The sequence below is a fragment of the Ruegeria sp. AA3 genome, assembly GCF_056542905.1.
The window spans coordinates 1-22831 of sequence record NZ_JBQGAQ010000006.1 but is presented as its reverse complement, the minus strand read 5'-3'; the positions used below and the strand labels follow the sequence as shown (position 1 = coordinate 22831).

General features: G+C 52.4%; 22 protein-coding genes, 1 tRNA gene and 1 pseudogene. 14 read left to right on the top strand and 10 right to left on the bottom strand.

Features of this window, described 5'->3' with window-relative positions:
• Positions 1–14 precede the first annotated feature (14 nt).
• A complete protein-coding gene (locus ACR0JR_RS11820) occupies positions 15–356 on the top strand; it encodes an ArsR/SmtB family transcription factor (RefSeq protein ID WP_480456298.1) in 342 nt (113 codons plus the stop codon).
• A 188-nt stretch (positions 357–544) separates the two neighbouring features.
• Entirely contained in the window at positions 545–682 is a 138-nt protein-coding gene (locus ACR0JR_RS11815) for an entericidin A/B family lipoprotein (RefSeq protein WP_010443271.1), read from the top strand.
• A gap of 1837 nt (positions 683–2519) precedes the next feature.
• Here ACR0JR_RS11815 and ACR0JR_RS11810 read toward each other — a convergent pair.
• From ACR0JR_RS11810 to ACR0JR_RS11790, 5 genes are all read right to left on the bottom strand, one after another.
• Complete coding sequence (locus tag ACR0JR_RS11810) at positions 2520–3437, bottom strand: hypothetical protein (RefSeq protein ID WP_480456297.1); 918 nt, start codon at positions 3435–3437, stop codon at positions 2520–2522.
• Positions 3437–3646, bottom strand: a complete 210-nt coding sequence (locus tag ACR0JR_RS11805; RefSeq protein ID WP_480456296.1) for a hypothetical protein — start codon at positions 3644–3646, stop codon at positions 3437–3439. The genes ACR0JR_RS11810 and ACR0JR_RS11805 overlap by 1 nt, the downstream gene beginning before the upstream one ends.
• Positions 3627–4349, bottom strand: a complete 723-nt coding sequence (locus ACR0JR_RS11800) for a hypothetical protein (RefSeq protein ID WP_480456295.1) — start codon at positions 4347–4349, stop codon at positions 3627–3629. The genes ACR0JR_RS11805 and ACR0JR_RS11800 overlap by 20 nt, the downstream gene beginning before the upstream one ends.
• Before the next feature lie 3 nt (positions 4350–4352).
• Positions 4353–4859, bottom strand: a complete 507-nt coding sequence (locus tag ACR0JR_RS11795) for a hypothetical protein (protein ID WP_480456294.1) — start codon at positions 4857–4859, stop codon at positions 4353–4355.
• A gap of 19 nt (positions 4860–4878) precedes the next feature.
• A tRNA-OTHER gene (locus ACR0JR_RS11790) sits at positions 4879–4972 on the bottom strand.
• Positions 4973–5351: 379 nt separating this feature from the next.
• On the opposite strand from ACR0JR_RS11790, the gene ACR0JR_RS11785 reads away from it, so the two are divergent.
• From ACR0JR_RS11785 to ACR0JR_RS11765, 5 genes are all read left to right on the top strand, one after another.
• Positions 5352–6269 carry a homocysteine S-methyltransferase family protein gene (locus ACR0JR_RS11785; RefSeq protein WP_254442433.1) on the top strand — a complete coding sequence of 306 codons (918 nt, stop codon included), beginning with the start codon at positions 5352–5354 and terminating at the stop codon, positions 6267–6269.
• 229 nt (positions 6270–6498) lie between these two features.
• A complete protein-coding gene (locus ACR0JR_RS11780) occupies positions 6499–7644 on the top strand; it encodes a M24 family metallopeptidase (RefSeq protein WP_480456293.1) in 1146 nt (381 codons plus the stop codon).
• 307 nt (positions 7645–7951) lie between these two features.
• Positions 7952–8431, top strand: coding sequence for a GFA family protein (locus ACR0JR_RS11775; RefSeq protein WP_480456292.1), 480 nt, complete (start codon positions 7952–7954; stop codon positions 8429–8431).
• Entirely contained in the window at positions 8428–10122 is a 1695-nt protein-coding gene (locus tag ACR0JR_RS11770; protein WP_170399886.1) for an adenylate/guanylate cyclase domain-containing protein, read from the top strand. The genes ACR0JR_RS11775 and ACR0JR_RS11770 overlap by 4 nt, the downstream gene beginning before the upstream one ends.
• A 58-nt stretch (positions 10123–10180) precedes the next feature.
• The gene (locus ACR0JR_RS11765; RefSeq protein WP_170399888.1) at positions 10181–11014 is read left to right on the top strand and encodes a CE1 family esterase; all 834 of its coding nucleotides are present in this window, start codon (positions 10181–10183) and stop codon (positions 11012–11014) included.
• A gap of 89 nt (positions 11015–11103) precedes the next feature.
• On the opposite strand, the gene ACR0JR_RS11760 is transcribed toward ACR0JR_RS11765, so the two are convergent.
• A complete protein-coding gene (locus ACR0JR_RS11760) occupies positions 11104–11961 on the bottom strand; it encodes a LysR substrate-binding domain-containing protein (RefSeq protein WP_480456291.1) in 858 nt (285 codons plus the stop codon).
• Between the two features lie 85 nt (positions 11962–12046).
• Here ACR0JR_RS11760 and ACR0JR_RS11755 point away from each other — a divergent pair, with 85 nt between their 5' ends.
• The 4 genes from ACR0JR_RS11755 to ACR0JR_RS11740 all read left to right on the top strand — a co-directional run bounded on the left by ACR0JR_RS11755 (position 12047) and on the right by ACR0JR_RS11740 (position 16597).
• Positions 12047–13069 (top strand): permease, encoded by a 1023-nt coding sequence (locus ACR0JR_RS11755; protein WP_170782196.1) that lies wholly within the window; start codon positions 12047–12049, stop codon positions 13067–13069.
• A 427-nt stretch (positions 13070–13496) separates the two neighbouring features.
• Positions 13497–14225 carry an adenylate/guanylate cyclase domain-containing protein gene (locus ACR0JR_RS11750; RefSeq protein ID WP_480456290.1) on the top strand — a complete coding sequence of 243 codons (729 nt, stop codon included), beginning with the start codon at positions 13497–13499 and terminating at the stop codon, positions 14223–14225.
• Between the two features lie 843 nt (positions 14226–15068).
• A complete protein-coding gene (locus ACR0JR_RS11745) occupies positions 15069–15710 on the top strand; it encodes an adenylate/guanylate cyclase domain-containing protein (protein ID WP_480456289.1) in 642 nt (213 codons plus the stop codon).
• A 437-nt stretch (positions 15711–16147) separates the two neighbouring features.
• Positions 16148–16597: a DUF411 domain-containing protein gene (locus ACR0JR_RS11740; RefSeq protein WP_480456288.1), complete on the top strand. Its 450-nt coding sequence runs from the start codon at positions 16148–16150 to the stop codon at positions 16595–16597.
• Positions 16598–16669: 72 nt separating this feature from the next.
• Here ACR0JR_RS11740 and ACR0JR_RS11735 read toward each other — a convergent pair whose 3' ends face one another.
• From ACR0JR_RS11735 to ACR0JR_RS11725, 3 genes and pseudogenes are all read right to left on the bottom strand, one after another.
• A complete protein-coding gene (locus ACR0JR_RS11735; protein WP_480456287.1) occupies positions 16670–17317 on the bottom strand; it encodes a Spy/CpxP family protein refolding chaperone in 648 nt (215 codons plus the stop codon).
• A gap of 74 nt (positions 17318–17391) precedes the next feature.
• The gene (locus tag ACR0JR_RS11730; RefSeq protein ID WP_480456286.1) at positions 17392–17880 is read right to left on the bottom strand and encodes a RidA family protein; all 489 of its coding nucleotides are present in this window, start codon (positions 17878–17880) and stop codon (positions 17392–17394) included.
• A gap of 266 nt (positions 17881–18146) precedes the next feature.
• Positions 18147–18974 (bottom strand): annotated as a pseudogene (locus ACR0JR_RS11725) (sulfotransferase domain-containing protein).
• Positions 18975–19432: 458 nt separating this feature from the next.
• Between ACR0JR_RS11725 and ACR0JR_RS11720 the strand changes: the two are divergent.
• Positions 19433–20416, top strand: a complete 984-nt coding sequence (locus tag ACR0JR_RS11720; RefSeq protein ID WP_480456285.1) for an adenylate/guanylate cyclase domain-containing protein — start codon at positions 19433–19435, stop codon at positions 20414–20416.
• Positions 20417–20604: 188 nt separating this feature from the next.
• Here the strand turns inward: ACR0JR_RS11720 and ACR0JR_RS11715 are convergent, their stop codons facing one another.
• A complete protein-coding gene (locus ACR0JR_RS11715) occupies positions 20605–21225 on the bottom strand; it encodes a cysteine hydrolase family protein (protein ID WP_480456284.1) in 621 nt (206 codons plus the stop codon).
• A 286-nt stretch (positions 21226–21511) separates the two neighbouring features.
• On the opposite strand from ACR0JR_RS11715, the gene ACR0JR_RS11710 reads away from it, so the two are divergent.
• Both ACR0JR_RS11710 and ACR0JR_RS11705 read left to right on the top strand, forming a co-directional pair.
• Positions 21512–21997, top strand: a complete 486-nt coding sequence (locus ACR0JR_RS11710) for a GNAT family N-acetyltransferase (RefSeq protein WP_480456282.1) — start codon at positions 21512–21514, stop codon at positions 21995–21997.
• Between the two features lie 19 nt (positions 21998–22016).
• The gene (locus tag ACR0JR_RS11705) at positions 22017–22598 is read left to right on the top strand and encodes an N-acetyltransferase family protein (RefSeq protein ID WP_480456281.1); all 582 of its coding nucleotides are present in this window, start codon (positions 22017–22019) and stop codon (positions 22596–22598) included.
• The last annotated feature ends 233 nt before the right edge of the window (positions 22599–22831 follow it).

The following is a 22831-nucleotide window of genomic DNA, read 5'->3' as shown; positions in this document are numbered from 1 at the left end:
CGAGGAACACGATCATGGCTTTGCCGCAAATGACCGAAGATATGTCACAGACCGAACTTGAGCGGATGGTTGAGAACGCAACTCGCGCGTCGAATTTCCTCAAGGCGATCAGCCACGAAGGGCGTTTGATGATCCTGTGCCACCTTGTTTCCGGCGAGAAATCCGTGACCGAATTAGAGCGGCTCCTGTCGGCCCGGCAGGCGGCGGTCTCACAGCAATTGTCACGCCTCAGATTGGAGGGGCTTGTCGTTCCCAGACGGGAGGGCAAGACAATCTACTACCGATTAGCGGACGAAAGACCCGCGCGGATACTTGAGGTGGTGTACGAGCTGTTCTGTAGTCCGGAAGCAGGCTAATCCCTGTAAATCTGGCTAAAATCCAAGGTGTAACTGGAAACGGGCCCAAGGCCTTCTCCGTAGTCTTGAGCTCGTATTTACGCGCCGTTCGCTATACGAGCGATGTAAGCGACGGAGCCTTTAAAATCAGTGGCTCTGATACATAAAAGCTGCTACCCAATTCGAGACAATCACTTATGGAGCAATCGATGATCCGAGCAATTCTAATTGGCCTGGCCCTATTCACACTTACCGCTTGCGAGACCGCAAAGGGTGCGGGCAAAGACATCGAAAATGCAGGCGATGCTATCCAGAACGCGGCTGAGGACGTTCAGGAAAACATCTGATTGCGACGGGATGTTGCGGTTTAGCAACGCCTAATCCGCAATATGTAGTTGCCAGACCCAAACAACAGGCGTAGTGTCGTCCGCACAGGTGCATAGACGCGGCATTGCATTTCTGACACTTCTACGGGGTTCTTTTGCGCAAGCAAAAGAACCCCGTTCCGTTCCGGAGGTTTGTGCGTGGTAGCCTGTATGAACCTTAAGTTCTAAAAAAGGAAAAGGCGCCAGGTGCTCAGACGCGGTCTTTGCATGCATCCTTACGGACACTCCTGACGCCTTGCCGGTTCGAACCGCCCGAGGGGCGTCCCGATCCAGTTGCCTCTGCCCCCGAAGAGGCATTGGCGACTGCCACACGCGCTATGTCGCGTCGCAGCCCGCGCAGACCATCTGAGAAGCCGACCACCTAATCCGAACCGAAGCCCAGTTTATCTGATCCACTACCGGTAAACCATTGCAACCAAGTACAAATCCTAAAACCTGCCTTTGTCGCCGTGGCCCCCTTGGCCTTTGCGTCCAGCCCCTGTTCCGAAGATCAGAAGCCGTATCCAGACTTTTGCACCAGGACCCTGTTCGGGCAAGAAAATAGCACTGCAGCATGAAAATTAGACGGGGATAAACTGTTGATATCCGGCGGGAGATAATTGTGGATAACCCGAGAATTTGCGTCATGACACAGGCTTGGACGCAGACAAATTAAAAAGCGTGCTACGAGCCAGATATTACCCAGTTTCTGCACTTGCGAAGGTTCTGAGCGTTGTTCTTGGGGTGCTGAACCAAAGGAATCGATATTCTTAACCCCGGATTTTCGAATCGAAGAACCAATGATTCCTTAGCGCACGTGACAATTCCATTCACTTGCGATCCTCTGTACGAGTTGGCATGCCGGATTAACGTAACCCCATCTGATTGCGCGCAAACGCATTGGTGAAATCACCTCTTCCGAAATCGGCCAAGTGTTCATCATTTCTAATGCGCTTTTGGGCAGCCCTGTATTGCGCAATTACTTTTTGTATTCTGTGAACTAATGCGCATGGCACTTGTTTCGCATTGGGATCCGACACGAGTAGAAATTTGATGGTCCTCAAGGCTACTCCTTCATCTATCCAGCCAGACGAACCGACCAATACAAACGCAAAAGAAGAAAACAGATGAGTAGCCGAAGATCTGCCCTAATAGGGGCAGCTCAAAAAACCGTGTGAGAAAGATATGCTGCGAAGTCGTTATAGTATTAACTAGCGCTACTACGGAGCGCGTTAATAGCTTCGATCAGTTAGCCCCGACAGGCAGAGCGTTCGAGTAGAAATATCAAGCGCTTTCTCGCCACTATGTAAACGAGGGAATATTGATACTCCGGTGAGAAAAGTCGATTTGAGCCTCAATCGCTTGGTGGGTCACGCGGTTCTGATGCGAACCATCCGGAATGACCTTTTTCATGGCAGAAGGCCCTTGTTTTGTTGTGGGCATCAAACATAGCCGCATGCTAAAGTAGCCACTATTTTCAGAAAAGGTGTCCTTTTGACAGCGTAGCATGCAAACAAGGCAGTAAACTCCACAACCAACAACGAGCAAAAAAAGGAAAGAACCAGTCAATAATATACAAGAGGAATACGCACTCGCTAAGAGCCAAACCGCACAGTTCGAACTGATTAAGGCGGCTTATGACAGCGGCGATGATCACGAGATTGAACAGGCACTTCTCACTGTTCAATACGCGAGAGACAGTTTGCGCAAAGGTATCTTGGATATGATCAGAGATATTGACTAGCCGGGCCACTGATTTCTGCGGCGCGGCCCGGAGACACAAGTTTTCAGTTTTGCACACACCTACGGAAGCAACGTTTCATTGGGGTCTGAAATCTCCGACCCCTTCGATCTTCGCCCAGTTGCTGAACATTTCCATCGCAGCTTTTGCATCAGGTATTTGGCGATCGGTGACACGTTGCAGATCATGACGCAAAAATATCCTGCCGCTGCATTCTTTGGGCATCGGTAGTAGCGTCGCACCACGTTTCAACAACCCGTGTGCGCACAGGGCAGTTGCCTTGTGCTTCTTCCGTACAATATCTCCCACATGGCCACATCGTGCACATGTGCGCTTACTGTCCAGTACGAGACGCTTGAGCGGGAGATGCAGGCATTGATCATACCGACGGAAATTGATCTGGATTGAACCGTCTGAGCCCGTCGTCACATCCGAGATCTGCACTTGAATCGGTGTCTCACGGTTCTCTCGAACCAGATGCTCCGCCTGCGCAAGAAACCTTCCCAGCAGGACGAGACGACCCGGCCCAATGCTTGGCCATAGTGAGGCAGTATCAGCGCTAACCAGGTCCGGGAAACGATCCGCCACGTTGAGCTCAAGATCAGTTGGCCATCTCATCTCAGCGCCTTCAAATCGATCTTCGAGGTAGCGGTTGTAACACCAGCAACAAAGCGTCGTGAGATAGCCCTGGATGCATTGGATTCCGGCAGAATTTCCGCACCGCTCACACGTCTTCTCAATCTCGTCGACACGCGTATCCAGCTCATCGAGGATATTTCGATTGCATTTTCGTGTGTAGACGCGCAATCCGCCAAGTTTTTGCTTGATCTGTACGATCACCGGCAACTCACCCCCAAAGACATCGGGATGTTGTGAAACACTGCGCTTTACATCCTCCAGCACTATTGCGAGTTGGTCACCCCAGCCTACACGATGCTCTCCAAGTGCCTTTAGAACGCTTGCTTGGATGTCATTCCAATCTACAACCTGGTTCATCACTCATCCTTCAGCTGCGCCAGCGCGTCAGCTTTCTCATGAACAACACGCCTGTTTTCTTCGTCCGTCAAATCTTCGATACGTTCGAAATCGGCGGTTGAGATTGGGGCCACAACACTACTTTCACTGTCGTGAACCGCAAATGTCGTCTTCAGGAATCGAAGATCTTCGGTATCTGTGAAATTTGGCTCAATTGTCCTGGTCATCATCTTCACCCAATCGACGTTTGTGCGCTGCAATGTGCCCGGCTAGGTCTCCAGCAACATTGCCTGCTGCGATGTCCTTTTCCAAAAGCTCAAGGAAAGCTTCTATGGCTGGATCTGTATGCTCGTCCTCGCCATTCACTTCACTAGCGATGCACTCATCCAATTCGCGAATGCTCGTCTGAATCCGCGACAGCAATTCGTTGTCACTACTTTCATGTACCTTGCGCGCTCTGATTTCATCTGCGGAAATCGGATCAGATAGTTTTGCCCGGCCAAGTGCGATCCTTGCCTCTTGCAGTGCCAAAAGCGCCCTGGTCAGTGGATCAATCTCGACGTCAACAGCGAGCGCGTCGAACTCCTCTGCGCCAATCGGATCAGACAGCGATGCTTGTCCGGCGAGAAATTTGGCCTTCTTCAGCTTCAGGAATGCGCGTGTCACGTCGTCAGCCTTAGTGCGGGGCTCGCGCGCACCGGTCTTCTCCAGCCATATGGCGGCGATCTTCTCAACGAGTGTCCACACCGTCTGCTGGCGATTATGCTGCGAGATATCGAAGCTTACTGCTTTCTCTTTGATACCGAGCTGCTCAGACTCTCGTTCGTTCACGCGCACTTCGTAGTCGCAGAGACCATCGATGTCATCGCTGAGGTTCCCGACATGGGCCCGGGCGATCTCTCTTTCGTTTGCGTAGACAACGATTTTGAGCATCACTCACCACCCTTTCGTCACACATGCAGGACAGCGTCCGCGGTTAACAGATCGGTCGATCTGACCGAAATATCCACAGATCGAGCACGTCAGTTGATCTCGAATGGGCTTCTTTCGAACGCCAAACAGCCGGTGCCGTTTCGGATGGCGCTTGCTCGCGACATCATGCGCGCACCAACAACACAGGGTCGTGTACCAGCCGTCCAACAGCTGGGTCTCGGCAGCGTTTGAGCATCGCTCACAGGTACGATTTGCTCGTGCAATCGTGGCGGTGATCATCGACTGGATGTGTCGATCATCACACCTGTGGAAGATGCGGAGCTCTCCCAGCTTCTCCTTGATCTGGAGGACAAAGGGGTAGGTGGCACCCATCAGATCGCAGTATTCCTTAACCTCTTTGAAGAGCTTCGTGGCCAAGCCGGACCAGCCTTCGGGTGTGCGTCCGATGCTCTCCTCAACCGATTGCTTGATGTCGTTGAAATCAATTGCGTTCGTAACTTCGTCCGCCATGTCGGACACCTCCTGAGGATGGTAGGAGGCGTCGGAATCGAACCGACTCGTGCACTCTAATCTGGAGCAATTACAAGGATATAAGCCTCGCCCGCATACCAATGCTGCCTCCCACGGATTTTGCGTGGGTTATCGACCTCAGGCCGATATTCGATGGCAGTGGATGCGTGTGTACGTCATGAGCCGAAGCTGAACCAGATCGTATCGCCATGTCAAGACGGAGTGTGCTACACTTCGAAATTCACCGCGTAGTTCCGGGAACCTTCTAACTAAACGTGTGCCGAAATGACGGAAGCAACCCTCCACCTAGCAAGGTTAGAACGGTACAGCCACGCTTGTTCAGAATCTCCGGTGGTTCGCGCCTAGATATGCCTAGCTGATACCGCAAATGCAGAAAGCGTCCGAACGGACAAGTAAACACCTCAGTTTTGCAGAAGATCTGATCATTGTTATTGTGGATGCGGAGTAATGCCGGTGTTCGAGGGGTGCAAAATGGCGCGGAGACTTCTAGGCGAGGGTGACAAGAAATTTTTGGTTTATGCAGGTACAGGTACGGACCTGATTTTTAATCACGGTATCGAGCTTCCGGGTTTTGCGTCGTTTCCCTTGCTGGAGAAGCCTGACACCCGGGCTGTTCTGGCCGGACAAATGCAAGCGCTCGTGCAATTGGCCGGCGATATGGGTGTTGGGTGCATTCTCGACGCACCGACATGGATGGCCAATGCCGACCGTGCTGCACCTTTGGGCTACGATGCTGAACGTCTTCGTGAGGTAAACAAGGATGGTGTCGCACTGATGGAGGAGGTGCGCAATGCTTCTGGCCGGGATGACGTTTTGGTTTCCGCCTGCGTTGGCCCAAGATACGATCCTTACGCTGACATCCCACCCATGACAGTTGAACAGGCGCGCAGTTACCACAGTGTGCAACTCGCTGTTCTGAAAGAAACCAGTGTTGATCTGGTGACCGCGTACACGTTCAACCGCCTAAGCGAGGCTGCTGGCTGTGTTCTGGCTGCAAGAGATATTGGTTTACCCATCATTTTGTCATTGGTCGTCGAAACCGATGGCTGTTTGGCTGACGGCACAAAACTTGTTGATGCCATAGACCAGATCGAAGCAGAAACAGACGGCGCAGCTCTGTTCCACATGGTCAACTGCGCACACCCGACGCACTTTGCCGACGCGCTCAACGCGCATCCAAGGCTCAAAGGTGTTGTTGCCAATGCATCAAGTTGTTCGCACGCAGAACTGGATGAGGCCGATACCTTGGATGAAGGAGATCCCGCGCAGCTCGGCCAAGAAATTGCGGATGTCCTGCGGGAAAACCCGTCTATCAGGGTGTTTGGCGGTTGCTGCGGTACGGATATGCGACACCTGAGGGAAATGGCTTTGGAGGTAGGCCGCAGATAGCGCTGCTATTTTACTTACGGCGGCGTATCACCGTATGCGTGAAGCTTGATGATAGGCTTTAACGGGAAAATCAGTGATCAGAGAAGTAATTCCGATAAAATGCAGGCGAAGCGTCAAGACAGGTGCTTGATTTTGCTTTGATAGACCGTGGACCAAACGTGTTCTACGGTCTCGATCACGCAACTCAATTTGAGAAGCTCAACTGATACCTTCAGGATGGAGACTGACGATGTTTGCCTCGAGGATGAAAAGCTTTCGCACTCATTGGCAAGAAGCCGGAATCGACGTTGCTCTCATAACCGATGATGACAACGTTTATTATCTGACAGGCTATTATGACTACCTCCATATGGAGTTCGGACGCCCAACCATTCTGGTTGTGCACAGGTCTGGCGAAAGCCTGCTGATCACGCCGACAATAGACCTGAATACGGCACTTTCAGCGGCGCACGTTGATCGTATCGCGGCCTGGAATGACGGTATGGGTGAAGAGTGGCGGCTGGAGTTACCCAAAGCAGTCAAGACTGCAAAGCGCGTCGGGATTGAGCCTGATCATATACCGCCTGTTGTGCGGACATATCTGGATACGTTGGTCCCGGGGGAAAATCTGGTCAGCGCCACACCGATATTGGCTGAAATGCGAATGATAAAATCCGCCCAGGAACTTCAATTGGCCCGGCATGCCGGGCAAGTTGCAAGCGCTATGATGGACGCCGGACGCAACGCCATTGCAGACGGAGTGCCGGAGTTCGAAGTTGCGCTTGCCACGTCCCGGGCCGGAACACGAAAGGCCGCGGAGCTTTTAGTGGCGCATTACGATGACGCGGATATGTCGCCCAACACTCATTTTCTGCAAATAATGGCGTCGGGCGATACCATCACCAAAACCCATCATCGCGCCTCAACCCGGATCATGAAACGGGGCGAACCGGTGTTTTTGTGCTTTTGCGGTATGACCAATTTTCACCGCTTCAAACTTGGCTTTGACCGCACCTTTTGGATCGGTGAGATGGTGGATAAACAACAAGAGCATATCTATGAGGTTGCTGTAGCAAGTCAGGCCGCCGCACTGGCAGAGCTGCGCCCAGGTGTGACCGCCGAAAGTGTGCATGCCGCCTATGCCGAGGTTATCCAGGGGGCGGGGTTTGAATACCTGTTCCGGTGTGGCCGCGCGACCGGTTATAGCTTTTTGGAGAAGCCACAATTGGTCACCGGTGATACGACAGTATTGCAGCCAGGGATGGTTTTCGCTGTTGATGGTTCAGTGTCAGTCGATACATTTCGTGCGCAGGTCGGCGACAGTTTCATAATCACCAAAGATGGTTGGGAGGCAATAACGGAACATCCAAAGTCCTTGGATGCCGTTATCCTTTGACCTTCTGACCAACGCAGTCTTTTGAATGCATTGGCGTGGCGAGCGCCTGAAATGGCGAGCCGGGTCTTAGGATTTTGTAAGTTTTGCTCCACGATCTCGCGATTGCGTTGCATCTTTAGGCATCCGCAACGCGATAAGGTGCGCGAAGTTGGAAGCACCTCCGGCACCTTCGATAGCGCAGTTTCAGAGGTAAATAAGCCACTTTGGGACCCGGCAATTGGAATGTATAACTGGCAGTGCATTGGAGAAGAAGGCGTGGCGGAAAACTTGCGTTAACAGCCTTTGTTCGATTGGGGGTAGATGGAAAATGAGTGATGATTCTGAAACCTACCAAGGAAGTTGCTATTGCGGCGCATGTAGTGTTTCTACGGCCGGTAAGCCGATGGTCATGGCTTATTGTCATTGCCACTCTTGTAGAAAATGGCATTCGGCGCCGGTCAATGCATGGTGTCTCTGGTCGGCAGACAATGTCTTGCTGTCAGGACCGACGGTTCAATCGGACAAGAATGATGAAAGCCATCGTGTTTCCTGCGGTAAATGCGGGGGTGCATTGGTGAATATCAAACCCGGAAAGGACATCGTCGCGGTCTACGCTATGTCGCTGGTCGAATCCGGGTTGCGCTTTGAGCCGACCTTTCACCTCTTCTATGGCGAACGTGTTTTCGACATGGCCGATGGCCTGCCGAAATGGCAGACGGTTCCGACATCGTTTGGAGGGGATGGGGTCGCTGTGCCCGAACCGGACAAAACCGGTTGGATATCCTTGAATACGCGAGCCCAAGGGTGAAACGCAAACTCACTTCGATCTTGGCTGCCGACATTGTAGGCTTTTCGCGGCTTGTGGAAGCCGCCGAGGAAGCCACGCTGGCGCGTCAGAAAGAACTGCGCGTGTCCGTGTTTGATCCCGGTGTTGCGCAGGCAGGTGGTAAGATCATCAAGTCAACGGGCGACGGATTTCTGGCCGAGTTTTCAAGCGTAGTGGAAGCGGTACGGTTTGCAATAGCGGCGCAAGAAGCGGTTCGCGCAGAGGAAGAATCCGTGCCTCAGGATCGGCAGATCAGTTACCGCATGGGCCTTCACATAGGCGATGTGGTTGTTGATGACGGTGATATCTATGGCGATGGTGTGAATCTTGCGGCTCGCTTAGAAGGCGCTGCCCCGACGGGCGGGATCTGCATCTCCGCTGCCGTCCGTGACCAGATCGTTGGCGTAATGGACGAGCTGTTTGGGGATGTCGGTGAATTGACACTGAAAAACATCTCGCGTCCGATCCGCGCCTTTGTCTGGCCCCCCGACCAAGATGGTGCGCAGAACAGTGTCAGCACACCACCCATCGGTGGTACATCCAGGAAACCAACGATAGCCATCGCCGCATTCGAAGCTCTGGGCAATAATGACGATGCCAAGATGCTGGCAGAGGCCTGCAATCACACGGTAGAGGCGGCGCTTGCCAATCTTACGGGGGTGGATCTGATCGCTCTCGATGCGGACCCGGATCATATAGCGACGGCGGTGTTTCAGGCGTCCGGCAATCAGGTCCGCGCCACCCTCAAGCTGCGCGAAACGAGCACGTCAGCAACCTATCTGACCCAGCGGATGAACGGTGACATTTCCAACCCTTTCGTGGCAGAAGATCTGTTGTCAGGGGAAATCGCGACAACGATACGATACGGAATTCTGCAACGAATTGCTGAGCGCGCAGCGGAAACAGAGACAAACGACCCCGAGGCAATGCTGAATCTTGCGGGGCACTACATGATGGGATCGCAGCCCGAAGAATGGGAGGCGGCAGGTCGTCTGTTGGACAGGATCCTGACGGTCCAGCCACGCAATTTCATGGCCGTTGGGATGAAGGCGAACACGTTGATTGGCGAATTGGTATGGGGTTACCGTCCGATACGCCCGGAGGATATCGAAGCCGCCGACGCAGGGCTGAGCAAGGCGGTTTCGTTGAATGACCAAAGCGATTACGTGCACCTGATCCGGGGAATTTTTCACTACGGTATTACCGGCGATTTGGATGCGGCGGTGCGGTGTGTTGAACGCGGGTTCGAAATCAGTCCGCAGTTTGCCCAGGGGCATATGGTACTGGGCTGGATCCAGAACCTGATGGGCCAACCAGAGTTAGCGCTGAAGTCCATCAAAAAGGGCTCGTTTTCTCTTGCCAAGAACCGGATATATCACCGTGTCCCACAAGCGTTGGCCCAGACTTATCTGGTTATGGGCGACTTCGAGAATGCCATCGCCAACGCCAACCGAGCGCTACAAAATTCGCCGGGGCTGCCGGTCGCACAATTATATCTTGCCAGCGCGGCTGGTCAGGCTGGTTTACCTGATCAAGGAGTAAGGGCGCGGGAGGCCCTTTTGGCATCAGATCCGGACTTCCGGATTAGCGGCGTGCGCAGTTTCCATTTTCAGGATCCCACACGGTGGGACGCAATCCTGGATGGGCTTCGCGCGGTGGGGCTGCCCGAGTAAGCTCTCTCGGGAAATTCTGTGTTGAAGTGTGCTAACATGAATCCCCGAGGGGGACATTATGCACAACAAAGTAATGGCCGTTTTTGTTTTACTCGTGAGTTCAGGGCAGGCAATCGCCCTTGATTGTGGTGACAAAACAAAGTCGTGCAAAATTGAAACTGGAGAATATCATATCGTCCTTCCGGACGATTGGCAGGGTGGACCTGCTGTGATGCACCTGCACGGTTATGGGGGTACAGGTGAGAAAATTGTAGGGAACACGGCGTTTGTTGAAGAATTTACCAAGCGAGGATATGCATTTATCGCGCCGACCGCGCTCCCTTGGTTGGATGGTAAACCCACCGACTGGTCTGTTCGAGACGGTTGGAACACCTACCCCCGCTCTGACGCAAGGTTTCTCCGCGAAGTTTTGGCTGACGCTGCCCTTCATGCAAACGTGAATGTGGGCCGGGTGTTGCTGACAGGGTTTTCCAGAGGCGGGTCAATGGCCTGGGAAGTTGCTTGTCATGCACCGGATTTGGCTCTTGGTTACGCGCCGGCGTCCGGTGGTTTCTGGCTCCCGGCGACCGAAGATTGTCTAAAGCCGGTACACTTGCTTCATACCCACGGGTTTGCCGACAAAGTTGTTCCGCTTGAAGGTCGCGCAATACACAGCGAGGAGTTTGACGTTACCATCACGCAAGCAGATATCTGGCAAGGCCTGTCGATGTGGCGGCAAGAAAACAAATGCCCACCCAATGCTGCACATCACGAAATGACCGAGGGTCTGTGGCGCAAACGCTGGAACTGTGAATACGGTAGTCTCGAAATCATTCTGCACGATGGAGGGCACGGTTACCCAAAAGGATGGAGCTCCATAGCGCTTGATTGGTTTGAAAGTCTGGAAAACTGACGCACCATCAATTCCAATGAAATTTGGTTTTGCCACGGTGAGACTTAGAAGAGCTTGTGGGTCGCTCGGCTGGCCAAAAGGCACGTCTTTTAGATTTTAGTTGGAAATGCAGAGCGGATAGCTGTTTTCATGGCATCCAATGGCCCGGTTTCCTTTGAACCGGATGCCGCCATCACTAGCTTCGAGGCGGGCGTTCTGCTGAAGCCAAGCGTCTCGCCCACTATCGACAGATTGGCATGAAGTGAAGAACGCCCCAGCAGACCAGCCGCGATCCCAGCTTCTACTGCCGCGATTACGCCAGAAACACTTTGGCTTGAATAGATGACGCGATATGGTTTCGAACGGCGCTCCAGAGAAGCGATTGCCGCATCGCGCCACCAGCAGGCGTGATCGAACAAGGCAACGGGCAGAACTTTTTCTGCGCGGAAATCCCGATGCGCGGATGAGACCCAGCATGTTGGATCTTCGTACAACAGTTCCTCATGTTTCCCTAGGCGTTCCACCTCATAGATTGCGAGGTCCAGAGATCCTTTGTCGAGCGCTTCGGGAAACCTCGCACTGATAGCGCAGGTTACCTCCAGTTCGACTTGTGGATGGTGACGCGTAAACGCGGCGATAATCTGCGCCAGCTTAGCTCGGCCATGATCATCGGGAATGCCCACGCGCAGTTTTCCGGTCACGGCAGTTTGGGAAATGTCCCGCAATGCCACGTCGAGGCGGTTGGTCACGTCCTGAGCAACAGGCAATAGCCGATGACCCGCATCACTTAGGGTAACTCCGCGCCCGTGCCGCTCAAATACGGGTTGGCCGAGGATGGATTCGAGGCGTTTGATTTGAAGGCTCGTGGCGGATTGGGACCTATAGATGCGTGCGGCGCCATCCGTGACGCTGCCTGCTTCGGCAACAGCAACAAAGGTGCGCAACAAATCGCTATCCAGATTTTCCATTCGAAACACCAATATCAGTGATTGAAACTATTCGTTTCACACATGTCTTTTCATCTCCTATTTTTCAAGATCAAAGGAGTATCCTATGACCGATCAGACAATTGTCCGCCGGCAATCAGGTAAGGCCTACATGGTCTGGGGCGTGTGCCTATTGCTGCTGATCAGCATCAGTTTCGTCTGGCCGGAACACATTGCGGACGCCACCAGATTTGTTCTCTGGGGCCTCGTTGTCGTTGCCCCGATAGTTATCCCGGGCATCGTTCTGGCGGCCTGGATTATCGCCAGTGGAGCAGACACCCACATTGCAGGCGTGTTCGAAGGCAAGACTCTTCGGACTGTTGTGGCCGCATCTTTGATCGGGGCCATTACGCCAGTTTGTGGTGTCACCGTACTGCCATTGATGGCAGGGTTGTTGGCTGCTGGCGTGCCGCTTGCCCCGATTATGGCGTTTTGGCTGTCATCCCCGATCACAGACCCTGCAATGCTCGCAACGACGGCTGCCACTTTGGGATTGAGCTTTGCAATTGGCAAAACGTTCGCAGCATTCGGATTGGGTGTGTTCGGAGGGGCGGTTACTAGCTTGTTTGCCAAAGCACCTTGGGCATTGAATGCGCTTCGCAACAATGGTCTGTCACGCCAATTGAGCGCTGCGCGATGTGGCAATGACCAAACCTTCGAGCCATGGGTTTGGAGAACTCAAGCGCGTCGGCATTCATTCAGCAAACAATTCTGGGCGACGGCACGACTTATCTCAATCTGCCTAATCCCTGCCTTTGCGGCCGAATACGCGTTGAATGCTGCTCTGACCCCAGGAATGCTTGCGGCTTACGTAGGCGAGGATCAATGGTGGGCCATACCCGCTGCGGTATTTGTTGGCGCCCCAGCCTATATCGATGGCTACGCTGCACTCCCTCTAACGCGCGGACTGATTGACAACGGCATGTCTGAAGGTGCCGCCATGGCCTTTTTGGTTTCAGGTGGTGTGGTCAGTATCTGGGGCGCAATGGCCATCGCCCCGGTTCTCAAACTGAAGCCATTCTTGCTCTATCTTTTGCTTGCCATTTTGGGGTCTCTCGCCGCGGGATATGCTTTTGGGTGGATTGCCTGACCGCGCACGAGAACTTGAGCAGGCATCGGCAAAACACAATTCAAATCCGTAATTCGGCCATAAAATCGTTGTCGAGGAAAACGACGGCTTTTGGCTCGTTCGGCTAAATCGAATGAATGCACGTCACGGCCTTCCGCTGAATTTGGGCTTCAGAAACTGGATTCCAGTTCCGCTATTTACCACAAGCGCTGACGGGCTTCGCCCTTCAGATAGGGGTTGAATTTTGCTGCCCAGAATGCACCTATGATTGAGAGATAGCCTTTAAAAGCTGAAGAGGGTGCGCGACAGCTGCCATCAGTTGAGAGCGTTTTTCGAACCGCGCAAATTTATGGGCAAATCGTGCAAGATTATGCGCAAATACTGCGCATAATTATGGGCGAACACAGCCGAATTTCCTGAATGAATTGAATGACAGCAATGCAGCGTTATGAGCGCACCTACATCTAGTGTCGGCTTTGATGAAGCCGTCTTTTACCGCACCGTTCTGATTTTTGTCCTGGAGGGAGCAGCCTGGAAGATCATCAATCGCCACGCTTCAGTGCCAACTCCAAATATTGAACTCGTGGGTAAAGAGCAGCTGGCCATCCAAAAACTGGTTGATGCTGCGCGCGAAGATGGACCCGAGCTGATCCAAACCGAAGGTTTGGCTTCAGTACTTTTCACTGATGTGGAGGGCAGCACAACGTTGGCGGAGGCGTTGGGCGATCAGCGTTGGTCGGTGCTGATCGAAAACCACTTCCAAGTCTTGGCGGCGATCATTGAAAAGTATCATGGCCAGTTCGTGAAATCCCTTGGAGACGGAACGTTGTCCGTCTTTCCGTCCGCGAAGGAAGCGCTAACGGCTGCTGTCAAGATTCAGAAGGCTATTGCATCGGCTTCCGAGGAGCCGTCTTTCGGTGTCCGGATTGGAATTCACACTGGTGATGTCGTGCAATCTCGTGGAGATTTTTTCGGTACTGTGGTCAACAAAGCGTCACGCATAACGACCGTTGGTGCGGCAGGCGAGATACTCGTTTCAGATGCGACTCGCGCCATGGTCGGAGGACGAACCGATTTCTCATTTTCTGAAATAGAACCCAGACTCCTGAAAGGTCTACGCGGTCACCACGTCTTGTATCGGTTGGAGTGGCAAGATCGAGAATTGCGGTTGCCTTAACGCCGACAAATCACACAGAGACCCAGCAGAGCTGAGTCGCAAAAAACGTATTTTGGTACGCAGCACACCTCACATCGCCAGCAATTCCCGATGAATTGCAACCATCGCCTAGGTGTCGCGCGTGCAATACGCCACAAGATCAGCATATACCTTAGGGCTGCAAGTGCAGTGGGAGAATTGAATTTGATGTGTCCTTGAAGTGAATTAGACTACGAGCCAACTGTTCAGATAGCTCATTAAGAGGACATCAAGGCAGCTCCTTTAGTCCAAAACTGGGAACTGACCGCCGCCATCCAGGACATAGCAGATTGGCTGGTTCAACAGGGCTTAGAGAATGCGCCTGTGGAGCTCTGGCTTGAAGCATTCTGCAACCGTCTTGTTTCGGCAGGAATTCCGCTTCAAAGAGCAAACATCACTGTTCGCGCTCATCATCCCGAGATTGGGACTGTCGCTTTTCGCTGGCACAGGGATGGCGGTCATGAGCGAGAGAACTTTGTCCGAAGAACGGATGCACCTGAGGAATACGTTCTAAGCCCAATTTACTATCTTTTGGCAAACAACGTTGAAGAGATCAGACAAGATCTGACAGTCGAAGAACCCGCGCTCAACTTTCCGATCTTCGACGAACTTCGCGAGCGCGGTGCAACTGACTACTTCGCTGTTAAACGGTTTTTCCTTATTCAGGGCAATACTACGCCAGTCGATCCAATGCAGGCCTATGAAGGTGCTATAATCTCGTTGACAACCGACGCGAGCGGGGGCTTCACAAGCGAGCAACTTGATGGTTTGCGTCAACTGATATCTCCACTTTGCCTGACGCTGAAATGTGGGGCGAACCGATTGATGGCTGAAGATATTACAGCCGCATATCTGAGCAAAGACGCCAGTAGGCGCGTTCTTTCCGGGGACATCACCCGAGGTTCATCGGAAACTATTTCAGCGGTGATTTGGTATTTTGACCTGCAAGGATTTACCAAATTGTCAGAGGCGCTTCCGGGGGACTCAATCATAGAATTGCTGAACGACTACTTCGCCGAAGCTGTTGACGTAGTCGAACGCAATGGCGGTAACGTTCTGAAATTCATGGGAGATGGAATGCTTGCCATCTTCGATATCAATCAAGTTCCGGACGCTCGCCGCGTCGCAATTCACGCGGCCGCGGAGTTGCGAAATACCTTTGAGGAGCTCAACCAACGACGGCAAGCTGATGGTTTGCCAACGACCGGCTTCACTCTTTCGTTGCACGCAGGCGATGTTCTTTACGGCAATATTGGCGGTAGGTCTCGCTTGGATTTCACAGTGGTCGGCCCAGCGGTAAATACAACTTCGCGCATTTTAGGCATGTGCAGCGCGCTTGATCAGAACATTGTGGTTTCCGATAAGGTGGCGGGCGACTTGGTGGGCTCCATTCCAAGTCTTGTTTCCCTGGGGCAATACAGATTGCGCAGTGTTGCTGAAAGACAGGAGCTGTTCACGATAGACTAACTGCCGCTATTTGGAACCTGCCGCATTGGGGTGTTGACCTGCGTCAAAGCAAAGGTAGCCGGATTGCTACTAGGTTGGTTTGCACATGGAACAGAACTGTTGGATCAAGCACCCGCGAAGAGCGGCATTCTTGGTCATAGTGATTGCATTGTCAGGGTGCACGGGCAGGCACCACCAAGGCAATTGGCATGGCCACGGCTTAGAAGGTTGCTATGGACCTCACCACGACGTTGATCGCGAGGTCCATTGCCGAACGCTCGAGTGAACTTGAGCCATACGCGATGCAACTCACAAAACGTTTGGCAACCAGTGTTATTTGGATTGAGATTCAGATCTTGTATCGAAACTGCCCGTTTGATGCTCAGTCCGGTAACATTGAAAAGTTTGGCCTTGGCACAATATCTTTGTAGTCCCATGAGGAAGCGGAGAAGAGACCAATGAAACGACGCGAATTTCTATTAGCGGGCACAGCAGCAGTGTTGGCTACTCCTTCCGTCGGACAAGAAGCCCCACTCATCAAAGTCTACAAGACTCCAACCTGCGGCTGTTGTGCCGCGTGGGTAGATCACCTGATTTCCGCAGGATTTCGTACCGATACGCTAGACATAGGGCAGGAGCAGCTGTGGTCGCTTAAAGAACAAATGAAAATCTCAGATGAGCTTTCCAGTTGCCACACTGCATTTGTTGGGGGCTATTTTGTCGAAGGTCATGTCCCGGCAGAAGACATAAATCGACTTTTGTCCGAACATCCTGAAGGCCTCGGCCTAACAGTTCCAGGCATGCCGATGGGTTCACCCGGCATGGATTTTTCAGACGAACGAGAACCTTATGAAACCTTGCTCGTTGGTCTGGATGGGACGACGAGTGTGTTTGCTCGACACAGCTGAGAGAATGGATGAAGGGCAATCAGATTTTTCAGCTCCATGTCCAACATTAGTTTGCGCTGATTTCAAAAGGATTCAGCTGCAATCGTTGTGTTTTTTCCACATGGCTGGGTCGTGGCCTTCGGGCACATTGGAGCACGGGTCGTTCGCATACCCTCTTAGAATGCTGTACTGTTGGATTTGATCTGCGCTCAACAGTGGTGTTGTTTGCAGGTGCCGGGACAGATGAACCAGTCGCAACTCGGCCCTGGCAGTTTCGGCCGCTTCAACAAGTTTGTTTAGCTCGGCCAATTCAAGCTGGTCACCGGCAAACGCTTCACTTAACGCCGCCTCGGCCTCAATAAACCGCTCGCCTGCGACGACTGCCTGTACGCGCATTTCAGAATGGATCGCCTCAATTTTTCTCAGCTGATCCTTCGAGAGTCCAAGTTCATCTTTCAATTCGAGCAAGTGTGCAGGGCCTGGTTTGCCATTCAGCTCCGCTGGTAAAGCAAAACCCCAACCTCCGCCGCGCCGCAGCTCTTCTAAATCGGTGTCAGATAAGCTTTTGATGGTCCTGGATTGCAGTCCGGCGTATGGCGTGACTTCAGCGTCGTGAGTGTGACTTTGCGCGAGTGCTACTTGAGAGTATTGGATCGTACAGAGCGCCGTTACAATCAGAAACTTAGGCATAAACTTGATCATGAAGTCTCCTTTCTGGCTCACCAAAATGCCTTCTTCCATACAGTACTTCTGCCCGGTGCAGCGACATTCCTGCTCCTTTTTGACCGGTACGTCGTTCCGGATTCACGTGTATTCTAGGCCGTTGAGACAATAACCTCAGCTTCGATTTCAATTGGGAAGTTGATTGGTAGGCCTGCCACCCCGACCGCCGTACGTGAATGGCGGCCAATCTCTTCTCCAAAGACGTCAATGATCAAATCCGTGAAACCGTTGAGAACCGCAGGCGTATCGCTGAAGCCAGATTTGCAATTTATCATCCCATGAACTCGGCACCACCCCGTTATTCGGTTTAGACTGCCAAGTTCGCGCTTTAGACTGCCGAGAATAGAAAGCCCGACTTTGCGTGCTGAGGCGTAGCCCTCTTCCACAGACACATTTTCTCCGACTGCTCCAAATGGCGCGGCCGGAGTACCGTCTATTTCTTGTGGTCCATGACCAGATACGAACGCCCGGTCGCCCCGAACGTTAATCCACGGAAATGGCAACACCATACCAACAGGCAATTTTAGCGGCGCAGGTAAAATGATGTTGTGGTCTAACAATCGCTGTTCAGCGTCGATCATGGTACTCTCCCTCGCAGCACTTGCATGGATCTTACCATAAACCATGCCCAAAGTCGGTCTCGACCACCAAACTTTGCAAGGTCCGCTTCGTCCACATTTGAGTCATCTGGCGAAACCGCGGCGAACGGCTGTTGTTGGTTAGGGCAAACCCTGGCCGCGTTCGCGGGTATGAATGACCGCTCATCGTGGTTACGGGTCATCCGGCAAAAAGTCTCAGATGGCCGAGATGGTCCCGAAGCGGCAATCTTTACTAAGAAAGTGAGGTCCTAAGCAGGAAGCTCTCCGCCAGACTGAAGCCATCGCGCGTCGGCTTCCGGAAGCAACTCTGCAAGACGTTTGTGAAACGCAAGAAGGTCTTCGTCTGAAAGCTTGCCCTCCCACTTGCGACTGCTTGCGCTATCGAAGAAGGCTGACGGGTCTTTAAAGGTTGTGGACCGTTGTGTTTCTTCCTTAGCACTCGCGCGTGCATTGGCTTGCATGTTCTCGAACTGCATACTTTCCGCAATTGCGGCCAGCATTTCATCGCCAATTTTCAAACCAAGTACGGAAGCGAGCTTTCTAGTATGAGAGAGCAAATCGCGCCGCATATCGGCGTAATGGAAAATGTGTATGTTGGGATGTTGGATGTTTGACTTGAAGGACTTGAAGTGATGAACGATGGCCTCAAGGGTGATCCCATCGGCCATCTCCTCTCGAACGGTCTCACCAAGAAAAAGGGCGAATGAAGCTGTCGGCTCATCCGGGAACCTGTCTTGGATCAGGTCTTACTTCAGGTTTGCCACATGTCGGCGCATCGAAAAATGTGCGTCGATTGGGTGTCTGAACACCGCGATGTAGGTGCAATCTGGATCGAAAGGAATGCCGTCAAAAGGCGTATGGGTCTTGATGCATCTTCTGTGGCTTTGAGCTTCGAACATTCGAGCTATGGGGAGTTGATCTCGAAACGCAGGGTCGAGCCAAACCGACAGGTCATCCATGACCTTGTCCATACCTGGCTTTTCAAACAAGAGCGACAGCACAAGGGCTTGCGTCCATGTTGTTCCGCACTTTGGCGGTGTTGCAACAATCACATCTCCTTGGCGCAGCGCGAACATGTCCCAAATCCGATTGTCGGTGAGACGTGTTCTGTACTCGAATGCCTTCCTTGAAGACGCCCGTATCGTCATTCTGATTTCCGCCAATGGACCCTTAATGAAACGATAGCAAGCATGCGGCGCTGAACCTAGAATTTTGATGGCACCCGAGTAGGAAGGCCTTTCAAAGTGCCAAGCGAAAACCTTGCATTCGCGGCTAGAAGCTCGTTTTGCCCTCAAGGCAGTCATACGCGGCACCTTGCTCCAGTGCCTGTGCTGCGGTGTAAAGTCGAAATTACAAAGTTCGGTTTTTCGAGGTCCGCTTCTGCCTAATTTACCCAAAAGCAAAAAGCTTGCGTGTCGTTATTCGGTCACTGATGTTCATTGAATATTGATCGCGATTTATGCGCGAAACCCCTAATATCCCTTTGACACTCCTTCACAATGGATACGCGGGAGGATTTTGTTTGGAGCGGTACTTGGCTGCCATACTCGTGGCTGATGTTGTTGGCTATAGCGCGCTTGTCAGTGCTAACGAGGAAGCCGCATTGCACACATATAGGGGCCACTTTAGGGCGCTGGAGCCGCATGTCGGCCTGAATGGCGGACGCCTATTCAAAAGAACCGGTGACGGTTTTCTTGCAGAGTTTTCCTCGGTTGTAGATGCGCTGGCATGTGCGGAAACGATGCAACGTCAGATGGCTGAGCGGAACGGGGCGCGCGGGCAAAGTCCGGAAATGCAATTCCGTATGGGAATTCACGCGGGCGATGTTTTTGATGACGACGGTGATGTTCTTGGTGACGGCGTCAACATCGCGGCCCGGCTGGAAAGTCTTGCTCCTCCCGGAGGGATCATCGTTTCAGGTCGGGTTTACGAAGACCTTGTGGGTAAGGTGGATGTATCGTTCACCGAATTGGGGCCGCAATATCTGAAGAATATCACACGCCCTGTAACTGCTTACTCGGTACAAACAGCATTTGCTACTGAATCCCCGATAATTCAATCTCGCCCAGACAAGCCTTCGGTGGCCGTATTGGCATTTGACAATCTGTCGCCTGACGCTGAACAGGATTACTTTGCAGAAGGTATAGCCGAAGATATAATCACCAGCTTGTCCAGAGTGCCCTGGATATTCGTGGTCGCCCGAAACTCCTCTTTTTCTTACAAAGGGCTTTCGGTTGATGTGCGTCGTATCGGCCGAGAGCTTGGTGTCCGCTATATATTGGAAGGGTCCGTTCGCGGCGCTGGTGACCGGTTGCGTGTCACGGGTCAGCTGATTGATGCGGAAACCGGGTCTCATGTTTGGGCGGATCGATACGATGGCAAGCTCGATGATGTTTTTGAGCTTCAGGACCAGATTACCGAGGCTGTCGTTGCTTCGATTGCGCCAGGTATCCGACAAGCTGAAATAGACCGTGCTGCTCACAAGCGCCCTGACACCCTTGGAGCCTATTCGCGCTGACGGCTGGATTGCGATGCAATAGAGGTTTTCAAGGGCTTTAGTCGCAAACTCAAAGGTTTGTACTGAAAGTGTCGATACCTTCTGCATCAAATGGGCAAGTCCAAGGCGATCAAGCGACAAAAACCTCTGCCCGTTTTCGCACCCAAAAAACTGTGCACCCCAACGGGCACAAACGTTTCGATTGCAACTTAGAGCGACGTAATCGCACTGATTACTACTTCTCGGCTCTGAACAGCGCCAGTTTGTAGATATTCCATTGCTTTGAGAGCAGCTTCATGGGCTTGGACAGATGACCCGCCAACGCAGTCCTCTACAACGCGGCAGAAGTAGTCTGATTGGTGGCCATCGACAAATGTGCAGTGCACACAAACATCCGTCAAACCGCCGCACAATAAAAGTGTGTCTACTTTTAAACCGCGCAGCAGGATTTCGAAATCGGTGCCAAAAAATGCAGAATACCGTCGCTTCGGTACGATGTAGTCACCTTCGCGATATCCCATCTCATCTTTTGCAACTTCCGTTCTTGGATCACCTTCGAGACAGTGTATGTCTTCGTCACCATCCAGTTCACGGCCGAAGTCTATCCTATCGGGACGATGGACTTCTTGGATGAAAATGACTGGAACATTGTAATCATGTGCGGCATCAACCAAATCACGCGCAGCGATCATGCGTTCTTTGTAGCCCGGCATGTTGTCGATGGAGCGTACTTCGCTGTCATCAATAAACGTGCTCTTTTGAATGTCGATTACGATTAGGGCAGGTCTACCCTCGATCAGTTTCCTGGCTTGTTTGGTTTTAGTTGTCATGTTCGACCTCTAATTTGCCAGGTCGTCCTGAAAAAACGCCCTTGCTTGGCCGGGTCGTCCCAGCGGGCAGATCAAACTTGACTAAATGTGCAAGTGATTACGGTCAAGGGTGCGCGGCGTCGTTGTGTAATGAAAAGCATGTGTTCGCGCCTAGGGCAACATTGTCCGCAATGCTGCCGCGAGGGGTATGTGCAGAGAAAGTCTGCGCCGAGCGCAGATTGAACAATGGTGCGAGCAAAACCGACGGCGGCTATACAACTTGACCTATCGTTCATAGTGTAAATGCATGAACGAATTCCGAAACGCCAAACCTTCCGACGCAGCTCGGTGCTTTGAGATCGAAACTGCTGCCTATGAAGGCGACGAAGCAGCAACCTTCGAAAAGATTTTCAGGAGGATCGGGGTCTATCCCGATGGTTTCCTCGTTCTTGAGGAAAAAGGCGAGATTGTTGGCTTTATAAATTGCGGATGTGCCCATGAAGTTGAAATGTCTGATGAGGAATTTAAGGAGCTTGTCGGACATGACCCCGACGCACCAAACGTCGTAATAATGTCCGTTGTTGTTGATCCCGCGCATCAGGGCAAGGGTCTGTCACGGTCAATGATGGTCGAATTCGTGGAGCGCATGAAAAGGATGGGTAAGTCGACAATCCACCTCATGTGCAAAGAGCATCACATCCCACTCTACGAGGGGTTTGGATACAGTTATTTACAGCCATCGACTTCCGACCATGGAGGAATGACTTGGCATGAGATGTCTATGAAACTTTAAACTCGTTGGAGTGAGAGAAGTGATACCACTTGAAAAGCCTTTGCGACTAGCCGTTGAAGCTGATGCCCATGCACTTGCGGACTTGGTGAACTTTGCAGGCGAAGGCCTGCCGCTCCATGTCTGGACTGGGTTGGCACAAGATGGCGAGGATGCCTGGGCGGTCGGTCGCGCGCGACAGGCTGAAAAGGCACGAGAGGGGCAAGTGGTCGTAGTTGACTTTGGCAACGGGGCGGTTGCCGGTCTTACAGGCTATGGGATCGGACCTGAACCAGAAGAAATTGGAGATGACTTCCCAGCCTTGTTCCGTCCCTTGCAGGAGCTGGAAAACAAAGCGTTGGACAGTTGGTATGTCAATGTTCTGGCTTGCTACCCAGAGACCCGTGGTCAGGGACTTGGTTCAAAATTACTTGAAGTCGCCGACGAGATAGCCCGCGACGCTGGACACAACACTATGAGTGTTATTGTCGCCGATGAAAACGTGGGAGCCAGACGTTTATACGAGCGAAAGGGATACACTGAGTTGGACAAAGCCCCATGCGTAAAAGACGGCTGGGCGACCGAAACAGAAAACTGGGTTCTCCTCGTCAAGTCGCTGTCCTGATATCGGGCGTAACCGGTCTTTCTAAGCGGAGGCCGCTCTCGCTTTTCGGCTGAAGGGGTGTTGGCGCTCACAATCAATCATATTTGCTGTGCCCCTCGAGAGCTGCCGTTGGTCTGAGAGCAACGAAGGTCGGGAATGTCCGGATAGTGTTGAAAAAGTCGGTTGATTGGTTGGTCTGGCGCTGATTCACTCGTTTTGAGAGTGGAGGACTTAGCAATGATGGGACCGAGGCA